The sequence below is a fragment of the Pseudomonas sp. P20 genome (assembly GCF_016463925.1).
Classification (GTDB): Bacteria; Pseudomonadota; Gammaproteobacteria; order Pseudomonadales; family Pseudomonadaceae; genus Pseudomonas; species Pseudomonas aeruginosa.
Genome location: NZ_JAEMVM010000010.1, coordinates 147406 through 164771 on the forward strand (window position 1 = coordinate 147406; position 17366 = coordinate 164771).

Here is a 17366-nt window from a genome sequence, read left to right on the forward strand (position 1 = left end):
GCAATGTCCGCATGCCTGCCGGCGAAGAGGAACGGGAAAGTTCCGCAGCCAGGAGTTTTCCGCAAAAACTCCAGAGCCTTTCGCAAGAATCGCCCCTCTCGCAGCCACTACATTCCGCTATCCGCTGGTGCCTCGCGCCGGCGGAATGGGCCTGACCCATACTGATCCGTATTCCCGCGCCACAGGACGTGCCGCGCCGCCGGCACAACCCGCCGGCGGCGGTGCCCCGGGCAATGGACGCCTGGCCGGACTTCTTTCAATAACAATGGCTCCACAAGAGGAGGGCGTGATGTTCAAAGCCAGTCACGTCTTGCAGGGCGAGGACCAGACCCGGTCCGCAGCCGAATTCTTCCCTGTCATCAGCGCCAACTACGCGGTCGACGAGGAAGCCTACCTGGGCGAACTGCTGCAGCTCGCCGACCCCGGTCCCGACGGCATCGAGGCTATCCGCCGCAACGCCCGCGCACTGATCGAAACCGTGCGCAGCCGGGACAACGCCGTCGATACCCTCGACGCACTCCTGCGCCAATACAGCCTGGACACCCAGGAAGGCCTGATGCTGATGTGTCTGGCCGAGGCGCTGTTGCGTGTGCCTGACGCGGCGACCGCCGACGCGCTGATCCGCGACAAGCTGTCCGCCGCCGACTGGCAGCGCCATCTCGGCCAGAGCGACAACGTTCTGGTCAATTTCGCCGCCTGGGGCCTGGTGATGACCGGCAAGGTGGTGAACATCGACGAACGCACCGACGGCCGCGCCCCGAGCGTCATCAGCCGGCTGGTGCAGCGCTCTGGCGAACCGGTGATCCGCGCCGCGATGAACCAGGCGATGAAGCTGATGGGCAAGCAGTTCGTGCTTGGCCGGACCATCTCCGAAGCGCTGAAGAACGGTCGTCCATGCCGCGAGCAGGGCTACACCTATTCCTTCGACATGCTCGGCGAGGCCGCGCTGACCGCCGCCGACGCCGAGAAATACATGGCCGACTACCGCCAGGCCATCGACACCGTCGGCGCCGAGCCGCAGGTCGGTCCGGGGCCGCGGCCGTCGATCTCGATCAAGCTCTCGGCGCTGCATCCGCGCTACGAAGTGGCGCAACGCGAGCGGGTGCTCAGCGAGCTGTTCGCCAATGTCCTGGAACTGGCGGTGCGCGCGCGCAAGCTGAACGTCGGCATCACCATCGACGCCGAGGAAGCCGATCGCCTGGAGCTGTCCCTCGAACTCTACGAGAAGCTGATGCGCGACCCGGCCATCGCCGGCTGGGGCGAGTTCGGCCTGGTCATCCAGGCCTACTCCAAGCGCTGCCTGCCGGTGCTGGTATGGCTGACCCTGCTCGGCCGCGAGCTTGGCGCACGCATCCCGCTGCGCCTGGTGAAGGGTGCCTACTGGGACAGCGAGATCAAGCAGTGCCAGGTGCAGGGCGCCGATGGCTACCCCGTCTACACCCGCAAGGAAGGCACCGACACTTCCTACCTGGCCTGCGCCCGCTACCTGCTCAGCGAGCACACCCGCGGGGTGATCTACCCGCAGTTCGCCAGCCACAACGCCCACACCGTGACCGCCATCCTCGCCCTGGCCGACGAAGCCAGGGCCGCCGGCGGCGAGGAGCGCGACTTCGAGTTCCAGCGCCTGCACGGCATGGGCGACGCGCTGTACGACACGGTGATCGAGAAGTACCGCCGCAACGTGCGCATCTACGCCCCGGTCGGCGCGCACAAGGACCTGCTGCCGTACCTGGTCCGGCGCCTGCTGGAGAACGGCGCCAACTCTTCCTTCGTGCACAAGCTGGTGGACCCGCGCGTGCCGGTGGAGACGCTGATCCAGCACCCGGTTACCCAACTGCGCCAGTTCAAGACGCTGGCCAACGACCGTATCCCTCTGCCCCAGGCGATCTTCGGCGCCGGGCGGAAAAACTCCCAGGGCATCAACATGAACATCCAGAACCAGTGGAACGAGCTGGAGCTCGCCTACAAGCCGCACCTGACCCGCCAGTGGCAAGCCGCGCCGATCGTCAACGGCGAGAAGCTCTCCGGCCCGGCCCACGAAGTGCGTTGCCCGTACGACCTGGAGAGGCTGGTCGGCAGCGTCCAGTACGCGTCCGCCGAGCAGGCCGGCAAGGCCCTCGACGTGTTGCAGGCGGCCTGGCCGCGCTGGAGCGCCACCCCGGTGGACGAGCGTGCCGGCATCCTCGAGCGTCTCGCCGACCTGCTGGAAGCCCAGCGCGGCGAGCTGATGGCGCTGTGCACCCTGGAAGCCGGCAAGTCGTTGCAGGACGGTATCGACGAGATCCGCGAGGCGGTCGACTTCTGCCGCTACTACGCCCAGCAGGCCCGCCAGCGCCTGGTCCGCGAGGAACTGCGCGGCCCGACCGGCGAGCGCAACGAGCTGTTCTACGAAGGCCGCGGCATCTTCGCCTGCGTCAGCCCGTGGAACTTCCCGCTGGCGATCTTCCTCGGCCAGATCAGCGCCGCGCTGGTGGCCGGCAACACCGTGCTGGCCAAGCCGGCCGAGCAGACCAGCCTGATCGCCGCGCGCACCGTCGAACTGATGTTCGAAGCCGGCCTGCCGAAGGACGTTATCGCCCTGCTGCCGGGCGACGGCGCCACCCTCGGCGGCGTGTTCTGCCGTGACGCGCGGGTCGCCGGGGTGGCCTTCACCGGCTCCACCGACACCGCCCGCATCATCAATCGCCAACTGGCCGAGAAGCCCGGCGCCATCGCCACCCTGATCGCCGAGACCGGCGGGCAGAACGCGATGATCGTCGATTCCACCGCTTTGCCGGAACAGGTGATCAAGGATGCGGTACAATCCGCGTTCACCAGCGCCGGCCAGCGCTGCTCCGCGCTGCGCGTGATGTACGTGCAGCAGGACATCGCCGAGCGGGTGATCGAGTTGCTCAAGGGCGCCATGGCCGAGCTGAAGGTCGGCCCGACCGAGGTGCGCGTCAGCGACGTCGGCCCGGTGATCGACGCCGAGGCCAAGGCCGGCCTGGAGCAGCACATCGCCGCGCTGAAGGCCGCCGGCAAGCTGATCGCCGAGACCAAGGTGCCGGGCAACCTGAACGGTCACTTCGTCGCTCCCGTCGCGTTCGAGATCAGCGGCATCGACGAGCTGAAGAAAGAGAACTTCGGCCCGGTGCTGCACGTGGTGCGTTATGCCGCGCAGGACCTGGAAAAGGTCGTGCAGGCGATCAACGCCACCGGTTTCGGCCTGACCATGGGGGTCCATAGCCGCAACGAGGAAACCGCCCGTCGCATCGAAGAGCTGGCGCGGGTCGGCAACCTCTACATCAACCGCAACCAGATCGGCGCGGTGGTGGGCGTGCAACCGTTCGGCGGCCACGGGCTGTCCGGCACCGGTCCCAAGGCCGGCGGGCCGAACTACCTGCTGCGTTTCGTCAGCGAGCGCACCACGTCGGTGAACACCACCGCGGTGGGCGGCAACGCGTCGCTGCTGTCGCTGGCCGACGCCGAGTGATACTCCGTTCCCGGGCGCCTTGGCGCCCGGGTCGGTTTCCGGGGTTCGCCGCAGCGAACGCCGAGGGAAATGACCGCCGTTCCGGTGCGTGCCCGGAACGGACCATAAAGGACGATTTTCCCTGCCCGACAGGGGAGGGATCGTGAGGCGTGGGCCTGTTCGGACTCGTTTGAGGCCACCCACGTTTCCGGCTTGCTCCGGCAAGCGCTCACGGAGTGACGCCACAAGCGCCATTCTGCCAACCAAGGGCCCGCTACCCGTTGCTTGCACACGCAAGGGCCCGGATAAAAACAAGCAATAGGGGAGTCCCTATGAGTGTCAATACGCCCACGCTGATCACCTTCGTGATCTACATCGCGGCCATGGTCCTGATCGGCCTGGCGGCATATCGCTCCACCAACAACTTCTCCGACTACATCCTCGGTGGCCGCAGCCTCGGCAGCTTCGTCACGGCGCTGTCCGCCGGCGCCTCCGACATGAGCGGCTGGCTGCTGATGGGCCTGCCCGGCGCGGTGTACCTGTCCGGCCTGTCCGAAAGCTGGATCGCCATCGGCCTGATCGTCGGCGCCTACCTCAACTGGCTGTTCGTCGCTGGCCGCCTGCGGGTGCAGACCGAGCACAACGGCAACGCGCTGACCCTGCCCGACTACTTCACCAACCGCTTCGAGGACAACAGCCGCCTGCTGCGGATCTTCTCGGCCCTGGTGATCCTGGTGTTCTTCACCATCTACTGCGCTTCCGGCATCGTCGCCGGTGCGCGCCTGTTCGAGAGCACCTTCGGCCTCTCCTACGAGACCGCGCTGTGGGCCGGCGCCGCGGCGACCATCGCCTACACCTTCATCGGTGGCTTCCTCGCGGTGAGCTGGACCGACACCGTGCAGGCCTCGCTGATGATCTTCGCGCTGATCCTCACCCCGGTGATCGTGATGCTCGCCACCGGCGGCGTCGAGCCGACCTTCACCGCCATCGAGCTGAAGGACGCGACCAGCTTCGACATGCTCAAGGGCGCCTCCTTCATCGGCGTGATCTCGCTGATGGCCTGGGGCCTGGGCTACTTCGGCCAGCCGCACATCCTGGCGCGCTTCATGGCCGCCGACTCGGTGAAATCGATCCCTGCCGCGCGCCGCATCTCCATGACCTGGATGATCCTCTGCCTCGGTGGCGCCGTGGCCGTGGGCTTCTTCGGCATCGCCTACTTCCAGGCGCATCCGGAGCAGGCCGGCGCGGTCAGCGAGAACCCCGAGCGGGTATTCATCGAGCTGGCCAAGATCCTGTTCAACCCGTGGATCGCCGGCGTGTTGTTGTCCGCCATCCTCGCCGCGGTCATGAGCACCCTGAGCTGCCAGCTGCTGGTCTGCTCCTCGGCGCTCACCGAGGACTTCTACAAGGCCTTCCTGCGCAAGGGCGCCAGCCAGCTGGAACTGGTCTGGGTCGGTCGCGCCATGGTGCTGCTGGTGGCGGTGATCGCCATCTGGCTGGCCTCCAACCCGGAAAACCGCGTGCTCGGCCTGGTGTCCTATGCCTGGGCCGGCTTTGGCGCCGCCTTCGGCCCGCTGGTGCTGTTCTCCCTGCTGTGGAAGCGGATGACCCGCAACGGCGCGCTGGCCGGCATGATCGTCGGCGCGGCGACGGTGATCCTGTGGAAGAACCTGTTGGGCTGGACCGGCCTGTACGAGATCATCCCCGGCTTCCTCTTCGCCAGCGTCGCCATCGTCGTCTTCAGCCTGCTCGGCAAGGCGCCTTCGACGAGCATGCTCAAGCGCTTCGACGATGCGGAGCAGGAGTACCGCGAGGCGCACCAGGGCTCCGCCGCTCCGGTAACCCAGCGCTGATCGAGCCTGCGGGCGGGTAAAGCGCCCGCGCATGGAGACGGCCCGCCCCGCAAGGTGCGGGCCGTCGTTTTGTCCGGCGGCTGCTGCGCCTCTCCGCGCAGGACGGATAACGGCAGCCGCGTTGTCCCTGTCCCGCCGCGCCGCTCAGGCGTCCCGCTCCAGCCGGCAAGCGTGCCCCGACTGTCGTGCCTCCAGCCTCAGCCATTCGAAGAATGCCTTCACCGGCGGATGACGTTCCCGTCCGGGCACGCATAGCGCGCTGTAGCCGGCGCCGTCGACACTGATATCCGCTCTGTAGGGTTGCAGCAGGCCGCTGGCGACGCTTTCCGAAACCAGGATCGAACTGGCCAGCACCAGTCCCTGGCCGGCGATGGCCGCCTGCAGGGCGTAGTGCTCCTCGTCGTACTGGCGGATCACCGGCTGGCCCTCCATCCAGTCTTCGCCGGCCTGCGCGCACCAGGCCTCCCAGCCGTGGGCGTAGAGCCTGGAGTTGTGCCAGCGCACGCTGATCAGGGTCGGCTGCCGTTCTGCGGCCAGGGCGACCTGGGCCGGCGAGCCGTAGACCGCGAAGCATTCGTCGAACAGGCAGAGACCGTAGAAGTTCGGATGGTCGTCGAGGCTGTAGCGGATCACTAGGTCGATGCTGGCGTCCTGGTGCAGGTCGAGGACTTCGCAGTTGGTGTCCAGGCGCAGGTTGATCTGCGGGCGCGCAGCGTAGAAGCGGCCGAGACGCGGCACCAGCCAGAGGGCGGCGAAGGCCGGGGTGGTGGAGACCGTCAGGTTGCCTACGCTGCGCTGCGGACGCAGCGTGTCGACGCTCTGCGAAATTTCCAGCAGGGCCCCGTGCAGGCTGCGGAACAGCCGTTCGCCGCAGTCGGTCAGGCGCACTTTCCGTGGCAGGCGCTGGAACAGCGGAACGCCGAGCCAGGCTTCCAGCGAACGGATCTGGTGGGAAACCGCGGTTGGCGTTACCGCAAGCTCCCCGGCGGCGGCCTTGAAGCTCGACTGGCGGGCCGCCGATTCGAAGGTGCGCAACGCGGTCAGCGGCAGGGAAGCGAACATTGGAATCTCCATGGGTGAACTGAATTCACCCTGAACAACTATTGCTCATTTGTCGGGAACCCCCGCTGCCAATAATTTTTGGCTCCAGGAGAAGGGCCTTGAGGCCATTCGAGTCTAGCCGAATCCAAGGAGATACAGATGAGTAGAATTCTTGCAGTGCATGCCAGTCCGCGAGGCGAGCGCTCGCAGTCCCGGCGTCTCGCCGAGGTTTTCCTGGCGGCCTATCGCGAAGCCCATCCGCAGGCCCGCGTGGCTCGCCGCGAAGTCGGCCGGGTACCGCTTCCGGCGGTCACCGAGGCCTTCGTCGCCGCCGCCTTCCATCCCCAGCCGGAACAGCGTTCGCTGGCGATGCAGGCCGACCTGGCGCTGAGCGACCAACTGGTCGGCGAACTGTTCGACAGCGACCTGCTGGTGATCTCCACGCCGATGTACAACTTCAGCGTGCCCAGCGGCCTGAAGGCCTGGATCGACCAGATCGTGCGCCTCGGGGTGACCTTCGATTTCGTCCTCGACAATGGCGTCGCCCAGTACCGGCCGCTGCTGCGTGGCAAGCGTGCGCTGATCGTCACCAGTCGCGGTGGCCATGGCTTCGGCCCGGGCGGCGAGAACCAGGCGATGAACCACGCCGATCCCTGGTTGCGCACCGCGCTGGGTTTCATCGGCATCGACGAGGTCACGGTGGTCGCGGCGGAAGGCGAGGAATCCGGCGGCAGGTCCTTCGAGGACTCCTGCGCCGAGGCGGAACAGCGCCTGCTGGCGCTGGCGCGGTCGGCCTGAGGAGCCGCCATGGCCTGGTTCCATCTGCTGGTGGCGGCGGCCTTCGAGGTCGCCTTCGCCATGGGCATGAAGTTCTCCAACGGCTTCGGCAGACTCTGGCCGTCGCTGCTGACGGTGGTCGCGGCGATCGGCGGGATCTATTTCCTGACCCTGGCGCTGCGCGAGTTGCCGGTCAGCGTCGCCTATCCGATCTGGACCGCGATCGGCTCGCTGGGCACGGTGTTCCTCGGCGTCCTGCTGCTTGGCGAGAGCCTGACGGCGGTGAAGCTGGTTTCTGTCGGGTTGATCGTCGCCGGGGTAGCCGGGCTCAAGTAAGCGATGCGGCATTTGGCCTACAATCGGCCGCGTTTCCGTTCCTTCGAGAGCAGCCATGCTGACCACCCTGGCGGTGTCCAACTACCGCACCCTGCGCGACCTGGTGATGCCGCTGCGGCGCCTGAACCTGATCACCGGCGCCAACGGCGCCGGCAAGTCCAACGTCTACCGGGCCTTGCGCCTGCTGGCGGACAGCGCGCGCGGCGAAGTGATCCCGTCGCTGGCGCGCGAGGGCGGCCTGCCATCGACCCTGTGGGCGGGACCGGAGGACATCAGCCGGGCCATGCGCAGTGGCGCCCAGCCGATCGAAGGCAGCGTGCGCCGGCAGTCGGTGAACCTGCGCCTGGGCTTCGCCGGGGAGGATTTCGGTTATTGCATCGACCTCGGCCTGCCGGAGCCAAGCCAGAGCAAGTTCGGTCTCGACCCGGTGATCAAGCGCGAATGCATCTGGGCCGGCCCGTTCCTGCGCCCGGCCAATGTCCTCGTCGACCGTCGCGGGCCGTTGTTGCGCGCACGCGGCGGCGGCGGTCGCTGGGAAGTGGCGGCGCAGCACCTCGCCACCTTCGACAGCATGCTGGGCGCGGCGGTGGACCCGCGACAGGTGCCGGAACTGCTCGGCCTGCGCGAGCGGATCCGCTCCTGGCGCTTCTACGACCATTTCCGCAGCGACGCCGAGGCACCGGCGCGGCGGCCGCAGATCGGCACCCATACGCCGGTGCTGGGCGCCGACGGCGCCGACCTGGCCGCGGCCCTGCAGACCATCCGCGAGATCGGTGATGCGGCGGCGCTGGACGAGGCGGTGGACGATGCCTTTCCCGGCAGCCGCCTGCACATCGACAACCCGGGAGGGCGCTTCGAAGTGCTGATCGAGCAGCCCGGCCTGCTGCGGCCGCTGCGCACCGCGGAGCTGTCGGACGGCACCCTGCGCTACCTGCTGTGGATCGCCGCCCTGTTGTCGCCGCGGCCGCCGGCGCTGCTGGTGCTCAACGAACCGGAAACCAGCCTGCATCCCGACCTGCTGCCGGCCCTCGGGCGCCTGGTCGGCCAGGCCGCGCAGCACTCCCAGGTGCTGGTGGTGTCGCACGCCGCGCGGCTTGTCGCGACGCTCGAAGAGCACCCGGAATGCCATTTGCTGGGGCTGGAGAAGGACTTCGGCGAGACCCGCATCCAGGGGCTGCGCGAGCTGGACCGGCCGGCCTGGTACTGGCCGGTGCGCTGAACCGCTACAGGCGGCCGATCTGTTGCGGCGACAACGGTACCTGGCAGCGGGTGGCGGTGCGTGGGTCGAGGTAGTCCCTGAGGAGCGGTGCCATGCCCTTGAGTACCTGCACTGGCAGGGCCGAGGTGAACTTGAACTGGCTCGACTCGCTGCCGTCGACGTAGGCGGTGAGGGTACCGAAGTGCCGCGGGCCGATGTAGAAGACGAAAGTGGCGGTGCGGTTCAGTGCCTTCGAACTGCGCACGTGGCCGCCGGCGCTGAAGGTCTGCAGGCGGTTGTCGCCGGTGCCGGTCTTGCCGCCCATCACCAGTGGCGCGCCGTCCGGACGGCTGAAGGTGCCTTGCAGGCGCCGCGCGGTGCCGGCGTCGACCACCTGGGACAGCGCGTTGCGCAGGGTCGTGGAGACCTCCGAGGTCATCACCCGCTGGCCGAGGGTGGCTTCCGGGGCGAAGCGCGTCTCGTAGGGCGTACCCAGGGCGAAGTCGAGGTGCTCCAGGCGCAGGGTCGGCATGCGCACGCCATCGTTGACGATGATCCCCATCAGTTCGGCCAGCGCCGCCGGGCGGTCGCCGGAGCTGCCCAGGGCGGTGGCGTAGGAGGGCACCAGGTGATCGAAGGGATAGCCGAGTTTCTTCCATTGCTGGTGCAGGTCGAGGAAGGCCTCCACCTCCAGCAGGATGCGGATGCGCTTGTCGCGGGCGTTCTTGTGCCGCGACTTGAACAGCCAGCCGTAGACCTCCTTGCGCTCGGCGCCGCTGGCCGCCACCGCCTCGCCGAAGGTCGCCTGCGGCTGCTTCTGCAGATAGCCGAGCAGCCATAGCTCCAGCGGGTGCACGCGGGCGACGTAGCCCTGGTCGTTGAGGTTGAACTTGCCCGGGCCGTAGCGCTCGTACAGCTCGGCGGCGCGCTTGTCGGTCAGGCTGCCGCGGGGCAGGCGTTCGCGGAGGAAGGCGCTGAAGCTCGCCAGGTCTGCCTGTGGCTGCAGGTAGCGGTGGATCGCGGCCAGCCGCACCGGCCAGGGACGCAGGCCGTCGAGGAAGGTCTCCAGGCGCTGGTTGGCGTCCTTGTCGCGGTACTTGACCCAGAAGCGGCGCAGGTAGACCTGGCTTTCCTTGTCGACGAAACGGTCGAGGTAGTCGGCGCGGCGCGGGTCCTTGTCGTCGGCCAGCAACTGCACCTTGCTCCCGGCGTTCTGGTAGATATCGTGGCGGATCAGGTCGCGCAGCAGGCGCACGAAGGGCAGGTTGATCGATTCGCGCAGGGCTTCCAGCAGCATCGGCCGGCGGCCGTTGTCTTCCTTGCGGAAGTTGTTGAAGGTGTGCAGCCCGCCGCCGGTGAAGAAGCTCTCGTAGGGGCTGGCCGAATAGCGCCGTTCCATGGCCGCCTGGAGCATCGCGGAAAGATCGCGGTCGCGGCTGGCGACCAGGTAGTCGATGCCCCAGCGGAGGATGAAATCGAGCGGCTCCACTTCCACCTTGCGCAGCTCGGCGACGCTCATGCCGCCATAGTCGCGGTGGATCTGCGCGACGGTCTCCAGGTAGCTGGCCAGCACCCGTAGCTTGGCGGTGGAGCCCAACTCCAGCTTGCTGCCTTCGTTGATGTCGAAGGGCTGGTCGGTGTTGTCGGTCTGCACCCGCACCTGGTTGCCGCTCGGCGTACGTTCGAACAGGGTGAAGCTGTAGCGTACCGAGCGGGTCGAGGTCGGGGTCAGCAGGCGTTCGCCGATCAGCCCGAGCTGGGCGGCGTAGTCCGGGTCGGCGAGTTTCTGCAAGTAGGCGGTGACGCTTTCCTGCAACTCGTGCTGGAGGGTGGTATTGGCCCGCAGGTCGAGACGGTCGAGGTCGTAGAGTGGCACGCCGAGCATCCCGGCCAGGCGGGTGCGAGCCAGGGTCACGCCCTTGTTGGTCGGCAGCGGTTGCACCGTCGGCTGGCTGCGTGGGTCGCGGAACGCCAGCTTCTGCGCCAGCGCCGCATCGCGTAACGGCGCCTCGATGACGCCGGCCTGGGTCAGGACCCGCAGGTGGCTGTCGGTCATCCGGTCCAGCTCGTCGCGGCCGCGCGGCGCCAGATAGAAGGAAGGCCGGCGGTGGGCGATCATCAGCGCCAGCACCTGGCGCAGGGCCAGGCCCTGGGCGGCCAGTCCGGCCTTGCCGTCGAGTGCCTCGCCGACCTGCCGGTAGTCGGCGCCGTACCAGACCCACAGGCCATCGGCCAGGCCGGTGACCTCGCCGTAGCCCGGCGCCGCCGACAGCGGCACCGAGTTGAGGTAGGTGAGCACGATGTCCTGGCGCGCGGCGAAGTTGGCCGGGCCTTCGCGATAGCTGCGTACGCTGGCCGAGAGCATTTGCCGCAGCTTGTCGCCGATGCTGCCGGTGCGCCCTTCGGCAGAGTGGCGGTATTTCTCGATCTGGGTCGCCAGGGTGCTGCCGCCGGAGGAGTGCGCGCTGAAGCCGAGCATCTTGCCGACCTGCGACAGCGCCGCCTGGGTGAAGCGACCCCAGTCCACCGCCGGGTTGAGGTAGGGGCGTTCGTGATCGAGCAGGTCGCGGTTCTCGATGAACAGCAGGCTCTGCACCACCAGCGGCGGCAGGCTGGCGAAGTTCGCGTAGCGCCGTTGCGGATAGCGGAAGTCGTAGATCGGCACGCCGCGGCAATCGGCGATGTCCAGCCCGGCCTGGGCCTTTTCCGCGTAGGGCGGGAACAGCCGGTGTTCGGCGTAGCGCATCAGTGCCGGGGAGAAGTGCGCCTGGCGGGTGATGGCGTAGTCGCGGTCGTACAGGCGCTGCATGAACGAAGGCAGCAACTGGTAGCCGAGGCGGCGGTCGAAGGGGCCGTCCGCCGGGAACAGGATGGCCTCGCTGGGACCCTGGCGCACCTCGTAGTCCAGGGTCGCGGCATAGCGTGCCAGCTCGCGTGCCTGCAGCCGCGAGGTGTGCGCTTCGTGAAGTACCACGATGCCCACCGCGGCGAGGATCGGCAAGGCGAAGCCGATCAGCATCAGGCGTTGGCGGAGACGGCTTTTTCGAGGAGAAGCGGAGGCAGGGAGACTGCAGGGTTGCAGCTCGGAAGGGTCGTTCGTGGATCGTTCTGATGCACCCATGCTCGCATCGCCTGTAGCTGCGCAATTCATCCGCACCTGGGGGGAAGTCTAGTTGTCCCGCTGCAACCCTGCTGTCATTCGTGCAAGGAAAATCTCCCCGGCGGCAATCGGACGACCGAGGATTGGAGCGGCGTGGCGCAGGGGTTAGAGTGTCTGTCTGAGTTCCTTGTGTTTCGGGTCCGGAATGTCGATGCGCACACTTTTCCCCCTTCTCGTCGGTGTCGTCCTGGCGGGTTTCTCCGGCCTCGCGGCGCAGGCCGCGCCGGCGCCCTTCTACAAATGGCAGAGCAAGCTCGACGGTCAGGTCGCCTGCATGCAGACCTCGCCGGGAGACGGCTGGGTCAGGCTCGACGGCCCCTACCGCGATCTCCGCTGCCGCGAACCCCTGCGCTGACCCCATGCAGCGCAGCCGGCTGCTCGAGCGCAGCTGGCGCCTGCAAGGCCAGCGCGAAACCGTCCACTCCCGGCTCGGCCGGCCGCTGTCCCTGCTGCTGCGCGCGCGGCCCAGGGAGTGAATCCATTCAGCGTTGGCGGTCCTTACGCCTTTGGTCCAGTTGCCCCATCGCGGGGCATGACGGCCTTGAAATCTTGTGTAAAACTCCGGCCCGACCTCAGTTGTAGTCGACTCCCGCAATGCCCACGTCCGCTCCACGAGAGCGGACAGCCTCTTCCGGTGTGCAGTCCTGGAACCTATGACGCCCCGTCGTCGCCCGCTGTGCGGTATCGCGCAGGGGCCGCGCCGTTGGTGAAATCCGCTTCCCTACCCCGACCGCACGAGCGAGTCCGCAACTGATCTATCTCAATAACAAAATGAGGTTGTTCCCATGTCGTCTGTCGGCGAACAGAAGGTTCAAGACGGCTCCCTGAAGCGCGAGCTCGGTGAGCGACACATCCGCCTGATGGCGCTCGGCGCCTGTATCGGCGTCGGCCTGTTCCTGGGCTCGGCGAAGGCCATCCAGATGGCCGGCCCGGCCATCATGATCTCCTACATCCTCGGCGGCCTGGCGATCCTGGTGATCATGCGCGCCCTCGGCGAGATGGCGGTACACAATCCGGTGGCCGGTTCCTTCAGCCAGTACGCCAAGGACTACCTGGGCCCGCTGGCGGGCTTCATCACCGGCTGGAACTACTGGTTCCTCTGGCTGGTGACCTGTGTCGCCGAAATCACCGCCGTCGCCGTCTACATGGGTATCTGGTTCCCCGACGTGCCGCGCTGGATCTGGGCCCTGGCGGCCCTGGCGAGCATGGGCACGATCAACCTCATCGCGGTGCGTGCCTTCGGCGAGTTCGAGTTCTGGTTCGCCCTGATCAAGATCGTCACCATCCTGGCGATGGTGGTGGTCGGCATCGGCATGATCGCCTTCGGCTTCGGCAACGACGGCATCGCCACCGGCATCTCCAACCTCTGGGCCCACGGCGGCTTCATGCCCAATGGCATCCAGGGCGTGCTGATGTCGCTGCAGATGGTGATGTTCGCCTACCTCGGGGTGGAAATGATCGGCCTCACCGCCGGCGAAGCGCGCAACCCGACGAAGACCATTCCCAGCGCGATCAACTCGGTGTTCTGGCGCATCCTGCTGTTCTATGTCGGCTCGCTGTTCGTGATCATGTCGCTCTATCCGTGGAACGAGATCGGCACCCAGGGCAGCCCCTTCGTGATGACCTTCGAGCGCATGGGCATCAAGACCGCCGCCGGGATCATCAACTTCGTGGTGATCACCGCCGCGCTGTCGTCCTGCAATGGCGGCATCTTCAGTACCGGGCGCATGCTCTACAGCCTGGCCCAGCATCGCCAGGCCCCGGCCTTCTTCGGCAAGGCCTCGCGCAGCGGCGTACCGCGCCGGGCGCTGATCCTGTCGATCCTGGCGCTGCTGCTGGGCGTGTTGCTGAACTACCTGGTGCCGGAGAAGGTATTCGTCTGGGTGACTTCCATCGCCACCTTCGGCGCGATCTGGACCTGGGCGATGATCCTGCTGGCCCAGTTGCGCTTCCGCAAGACGCTCAGCCCGGCCGAGTGCGACAAGCTGCAATACCGCATGTGGCTGTACCCGGTCAGTTCCTACCTGGCGCTGGCGTTCCTGGTGATGGTGGTGGTGCTGATGGCCTTCTTCGAGGACACCCGCATCGCCCTCTACATCGGCCCGCCGTTCATCCTGCTGCTGACCGTCCTGTACTACGCCTTCAACCTGGCGCCGAAGGAGCCTGCCGGCACCGGCTCGGTAAGCCGCGCGGCGTCCTGAGCGGTGTAGCGCCGGAAAAGAAAAGGGGCCTCGGACGAGGCCCTTTTTTCGTTGCGCCGATATCCGGTCCGGTGCATCCGGCGGATAACGCCGTTGGCGTTATTCGCCCTACCCAGGCTGGGGCATCAGCCCGCCAGCATGCTCAGCATCACCGCCGCCAGCAGGCCGACGTACACCCGTGCATGCAGCGCATCGGGAATCCGCCCGATCAGCGGGGTCGCCAGGCGGATGCCGAGCCAGCCGCCGCCGGCCAGGGTGGCGAAGGCCAGCAGGTCGATGTAGCCGACGAAGCCTCGGCCCAGGCCTTGCTCCTGGTAGCCGGCCAGGACCAGGTAGGTAAGGGTGCCGCCAAGAGCCACCGGCAGGCTCAGCGGGTTGGCCATGGAGGTCGCCTGGGTCATGCTCAGCCCGCAGCGGCGCAGCAGTGGTACGGTCATCACGCTGCCTCCGACGCCGAGGAAGGTGGCGATCGCACCGATCAGCGTTCCGCCCAGGCGCGTCTCGCCGACGCCCAGCGGCCGCGCCTGGCGCTCCTCGGCGCGGCTGAGGAAGCCGCGACGCAACAGGCAGTCGAGGATGGTGATGGCGAGGTAGGCGACGAAGGCCAGGCGAATGAAGTCGCCGCTGGCCAGGCCGACCAGCGCCGCGCCAAGCACCGCGCCGACACCGATGTACGCGCCCAGCGGCCAGACATAGGCGCGCAGCAGGCTGCCGGCGCGCCGGTGGCGATAGGTGGCGAGGGCGGCGTTGACGATCATCACGCAGGTCGAGGTGGCCACCGCGACCTGCATGGCCGCCTGGGCCAGCGGGTCGTCGGCGGTGCGACCGAGTTGCAGCAGGTGATAGAGCAGCGGCACCACCACGAAGCCGCCGCCAAAGCCGAACAACACGGCGCTGACCCCGGTGAGGCAGCCGCAGAGAAAGAGCAGGAGATAGAACATGGCGGGTTTCCGGAGCGAGAGCGGAAGGCCAGCTTAGGCGTCCCGGGGCTGGCCCGCTTCGCGAGGTTGGCCAATACTATTCGCATTTCGGCCAGGTGCTTCGACCATGCGCAACGCTTCCATCGAGCAGTACGACGCCACGCCCCGGGCCGTGGTGGCCATGGGTACCGACTATCCCGACGGCTACCTGCTGCCGCGCCATCGGCATCGTCGCGCGCAATTGCTGTACGGTGCCAGCGGGGTGATGCAGGTACGTACCGGCGACGCCGGCTGGGTGGTGCCGCCACAGCGCGCAGTGTGGATTCCGCCGGGCGTCGAGCACGAGGTGCGAATGCTCGGGGTGAGCACCCGCAGCCTGTACATCGAGCCCGGCAGCGCCATGGCGATGCCGGCGCACTGCCAGGTGCTGGCGGTGTCGCCGCTGCTGCGGCAACTGTTGCTGGCGGCGGTGGACATGCCCCTGGAATACGACACCGAAGGTCGCGACGGCGCGTTGGCGACGCTGTTGCTCCATGAGCTGGCGGCGGCCGAGACGCTGCCGCTGCACGTGCCCTTGCCGCCCGAGCCGCGCTGGCTGGCGCTCTGCGAGGCGTTCCTCGTCGAGCCCGACATCCGCGCCAGCGCCGAACGCTGGGCCGGGTTGCTGCATACCAGCCTGCGCAGTTTCAACCGCACCTTCCGTCGCTACACCGGCCTCAGCTTCGGTGCCTGGAAGCAACGCGCCTGCGTGGTGCAGGCACTGGCGCGGCTGGCCGGCGGCGAAACGGTCACCGCCATCGCCCTGGACTGCGGCTACCAGAGCCCGGCAGCCTTCTCGACCATGTTCCGCCGGGTCCTCGGCCAGCCGCCCAGCGCCTTCCAGGCGGGCGCGCTCAGATCGCCAGGAGGTCCATGAAGCGGTTCACCGGCGTGGCTTCCAGCGATGCCTGGTGGCTGCACAGGTCGAAGATCCTCTGGCAGCGCTGCGGCGGGAAGCGCGTGGCCAGGTTGGCCTTGAACTTCTCCTGCAGCAGCGGAATGCCTTCGGCGCGCCGGCGGCGATGGCCGAGCGGGTACTCCACGGCGACCTGGCCGGTGCTGCTGCCGTCGTCGAAGAACACTTCCACGGCGTTGGCGATGGAGCGCTTGTCCGCCTCCAGGTATTCACGGCTGTAGCGCGGCTCCTCGACGATCTCCATTTTCTCGCGCAAGCGGTCGATCAGCGGGTGGGCGGCGTGGAAGGCGTCCTCGTAGTGCTCGGCCACCAGGTCGCCGAAGATCAGCGGCACGGCGGTCATGTACTGCAGGCAATGGTCGCGGTCTGCGGGGTTGGCCAGCGGGCCGACCTTGGAAATGATGCGGATCGCCGACTCGTGGGTGGTGATGACGATGCGGCTGATCCGTTGCAGGCGGTCCTTCACCAGCGGATGCAGGCGCACGGCGGCCTCGGCGGCGGTCTGCGCGTGGAATTCGGCGGGGAAGCTGATCTTGAACAGCACGTTTTCCATCACGTAGCTGCCGTAGCCCTGGGGGAAGCTGAAGCGCCGCTTGTCCTCGGGCTTGGTCGCCAGGTCCTTGCTGGTGTGGCTGAACAGGACATCGTAGAAACCCCACTGCGGCGCGCTGAGCACGCCGGGAATGCCCATCTCGCCGCGCAAGGCGATGTCCGCCAGGCGCACGCCGCGGCTCGTCGCGTCGCCAGCGGCCCAGGACTTGCGCGAGCCGGCGTTCGGTGCGTGACGGTAGGTGCGCAGGGCCTGGCCGTCGACGAAGGCGTGGGAGAGGGCGGCCAGCAGTTGCTCGCGGTCGGCCCCCATCAGCTTGGCGCAGACGGCGGTGGACGCGACCTTGACCAGCAGCACATGGTCGAGGCCGACGCGATTGAACGAGTTCTCCAGGGCGATCACGCCCTGGATCTCGTGGGCCATGATCATCGCTTCCAGTACCTGGCGCATGCTCAGCGGCGCTTCGCCGTTGGCCAGGCGTTTCTGCGAGAGGTGGTCGGCGACGGCGAGGATGCCGCCGAGGTTGTCCGAGGGATGGCCCCACTCGGCGGCCAGCCAGGTGTCGTTGTAGTCCAGCCAGCGGACGATGCAGCCGATGTCCCAGGCGGCCTTGACCGGGTCGAGCCGGAAGGAGGTGCCCGGCACCCGCGCGCCGTGCGGGACCAGGGTGCCCTCGACCAGCGGGCCGAGGTGCTTGGTGCATTCCGGGAAGCGCAGCGCCAGCAGGCCGCAGCCGAGAGTATCCATCAGGCAGTTGCGGGCGGTGTCCAGGGCCTCCGTGGAATCGATGCGGTAGTCCAGCACGTAGTCGGCGATGTCCTGCAGGACGGCGTCGTAGTCGGGACGTTGGTTGAGATCGACGTTGGCACTCATCGCGTACTCCAGTGGTTCGTAAGTGGTGGGTTTCCTCTCGGGTCAGGCTGG

General features: G+C 67.6%; 12 protein-coding genes. 8 read left to right on the plus strand and 4 right to left on the minus strand.

The window, feature by feature from the left end; all coding sequences use genetic code 11:
* Positions 1–289 precede the first annotated feature (289 nt).
* Both putA and putP read left to right on the plus strand, forming a co-directional pair.
* The gene (putA, locus tag JHD77_RS15245; protein WP_003114187.1) at positions 290–3472 is read left to right on the plus strand and encodes a bifunctional proline dehydrogenase/L-glutamate gamma-semialdehyde dehydrogenase PutA; all 3183 of its coding nucleotides are present in this window, start codon (positions 290–292) and stop codon (positions 3470–3472) included.
* 311 nt (positions 3473–3783) lie between these two features.
* Positions 3784–5304, plus strand: a complete 1521-nt coding sequence (gene putP / locus JHD77_RS15250) for a sodium/proline symporter PutP (RefSeq protein WP_003103073.1) — start codon at positions 3784–3786, stop codon at positions 5302–5304.
* Between the two features lie 144 nt (positions 5305–5448).
* On the opposite strand, the gene JHD77_RS15255 is transcribed toward putP, so the two are convergent.
* Entirely contained in the window at positions 5449–6378 is a 930-nt protein-coding gene (locus JHD77_RS15255; protein WP_074231401.1) for a LysR substrate-binding domain-containing protein, read from the minus strand.
* A gap of 126 nt (positions 6379–6504) precedes the next feature.
* Here JHD77_RS15255 and azoR1 point away from each other — a divergent pair, with 126 nt between their 5' ends.
* Genes azoR1 through JHD77_RS15270 form a run of 3 tightly spaced genes read left to right on the plus strand, consistent with a single transcriptional unit; the run spans position 6505 to position 8677 of the window.
* Positions 6505–7143, plus strand: coding sequence for an FMN-dependent NADH-azoreductase AzoR1 (azoR1, locus tag JHD77_RS15260; RefSeq protein WP_003120774.1), 639 nt, complete (start codon positions 6505–6507; stop codon positions 7141–7143).
* Positions 7144–7152: 9 nt separating this feature from the next.
* Positions 7153–7458, plus strand: a complete 306-nt coding sequence (locus JHD77_RS15265) for a DMT family transporter (RefSeq protein WP_003103070.1) — start codon at positions 7153–7155, stop codon at positions 7456–7458.
* A 55-nt stretch (positions 7459–7513) separates the two neighbouring features.
* Complete coding sequence (locus JHD77_RS15270; RefSeq protein WP_031756379.1) at positions 7514–8677, plus strand: AAA family ATPase; 1164 nt, start codon at positions 7514–7516, stop codon at positions 8675–8677.
* A 4-nt stretch (positions 8678–8681) separates the two neighbouring features.
* Here JHD77_RS15270 and JHD77_RS15275 read toward each other — a convergent pair whose 3' ends face one another.
* On the minus strand, positions 8682–11807 hold the full coding sequence (locus JHD77_RS15275) for a transglycosylase domain-containing protein (RefSeq protein WP_031756380.1): 3126 nt from the start codon (positions 11805–11807) through the stop codon (positions 8682–8684).
* Positions 11808–11961: 154 nt separating this feature from the next.
* On the opposite strand from JHD77_RS15275, the gene JHD77_RS15280 reads away from it, so the two are divergent.
* Together JHD77_RS15280 and JHD77_RS15285 are read left to right on the plus strand one after the other, a co-directional pair.
* On the plus strand, positions 11962–12171 hold the full coding sequence (locus JHD77_RS15280; protein WP_009875978.1) for a hypothetical protein: 210 nt from the start codon (positions 11962–11964) through the stop codon (positions 12169–12171).
* Positions 12172–12601: 430 nt separating this feature from the next.
* The gene (locus JHD77_RS15285) at positions 12602–14017 is read left to right on the plus strand and encodes an amino acid permease (protein WP_003103066.1); all 1416 of its coding nucleotides are present in this window, start codon (positions 12602–12604) and stop codon (positions 14015–14017) included.
* A gap of 125 nt (positions 14018–14142) precedes the next feature.
* Here the strand turns inward: JHD77_RS15285 and JHD77_RS15290 are convergent, their stop codons facing one another.
* Positions 14143–14958 (minus strand): sulfite exporter TauE/SafE family protein, encoded by an 816-nt coding sequence (locus JHD77_RS15290; protein WP_031688568.1) that lies wholly within the window; start codon positions 14956–14958, stop codon positions 14143–14145.
* Positions 14959–15064: 106 nt separating this feature from the next.
* Between JHD77_RS15290 and JHD77_RS15295 the strand changes: the two genes are divergently transcribed.
* Positions 15065–15853: an AraC family transcriptional regulator gene (locus tag JHD77_RS15295; protein ID WP_003103062.1), complete on the plus strand. Its 789-nt coding sequence runs from the start codon at positions 15065–15067 to the stop codon at positions 15851–15853.
* Here the strand turns inward: JHD77_RS15295 and prpD are convergent.
* Positions 15831–17315 carry a 2-methylcitrate dehydratase gene (gene prpD, locus JHD77_RS15300; RefSeq protein WP_003103059.1) on the minus strand — a complete coding sequence of 495 codons (1485 nt, stop codon included), beginning with the start codon at positions 17313–17315 and terminating at the stop codon, positions 15831–15833. The two genes, JHD77_RS15295 and prpD, sit on opposite strands and share 23 nt — an antisense overlap.
* Positions 17316–17366: the final 51 nt, after the last annotated feature.